Raw genomic sequence first — 1314 nt, forward strand, 5'->3', positions numbered from 1 at the left:
GAACTTGATTGCATTGCCGACCACGTTGGTCAGGATCTGGCGCAGCCGCGTCGGGTCTCCCCGCAGCCGGCGGGGGACCAGCGGATCCGTCCAGGCGCCGAGGTCGATGTTCTTTTCCGCCGCTTTCGGCGCAAGGAGGTCCAGCACGCTGCCGGTGACGTCATCAAGGTCGAAATCAATGCTTTCCAGCTCGATCCGGCCGGCCTCGAGCTTCGAGATGTCAAGCAGGTCGTTGATCAGGACCAGCAGGTTCTCGGCACTCTCGCGCACGGCCCCTGCGAACTGCCGCTGCTCCGGGGTAAGGGCGGTGTCGAGCAGAAGCGCGTTCATGCCGAGAATGCCGTTCATTGGCGTCCGGATCTCATGGCTCATGTTCGCCAGGAAATCCGACTTGGCCTGGCTGGCCGCCTCGGCGCGCGTCCTGGCTTCCGCTAGGTCCCGTTCGCGCTGGCGCTGCTCGGTGATGTCGGTATAAAGGGCCACGAAGCCCCCGGCCACCGGTTCGCAGGCGATCTCTAGGACCCGGCCATTGGGCCGGATTCGCTCGAGGCGGTGGGAAGCCCGGCCCAGGATCAAGTCCATGCGTTCCGAGGTCAGGCGCGCCGGATCACCGAGACCGTAATCGCCGCGTTCGGCGTTGAGGCGGATAAAGGACTCGAACGAGTCTCCCGGCTTGCAGCAGCCATCTGCCAGGTCGAGGAACTCTACGAAAGTGCGGTTGAAGCTGACCAGCCGCAACTCGCGGTCTACAAGGCAGACCCCAACCGGAAGGTGGTCAATCAGATCCTTCAGCAGCATCCGCGCCGCCTCGGTTTCAGCCTGCAGGGCCGCTCGCTCGGCCAGTTTGTTCTCGAGGCGCGCCTTGGTGAACCTTAACTCAATTTCATCCATGGCCATATCGGCCAGGTGTTTCAAGCTAACCTGGTCCTCCTCTCCGAAGTCGCGCGGCTCGGTATCCAGGACGCACACGCTTCCAAGCTTGAGGCCGTCCGCCGTGACCAGCGGAGCGCCGGCGTAGAAGCGGATGTGCGGCCCGCCTGTGACCAGGGGATTGCGGCTGAAGCGCTCATCCTGTGTCGTGTCGGGCACCACGCAGGCGCGATCCTCCATGATGGTGTGCGCACAGAAGCTGGAGGATCGCGGCGTTTCGGCGACGTCGATCCCGCGCCGCGCCTTGAACCACTGCCGGTCGCTGTCGACCAGTGAGACAAGGGCCATCGGCGCCGCGAAGAGCCGCGTGGCGATATCGACGAGGCGTTCAAACCCGGCTTCCGGAAACGTGTCCAGAATGCCGTAGCGGTGAAGCTCCTCGAC

General features: G+C 64.2%; 1 protein-coding gene. It reads right to left on the minus strand.

Annotated elements, in window-relative coordinates:
* On the minus strand, window positions 1-1314 hold a 1314-nt coding region (locus AC5JJ6_RS27590; protein WP_496045137.1), incomplete at both ends, for a PAS-domain containing protein.

Source organism: Skermanella sp. (assembly GCF_059503625.1).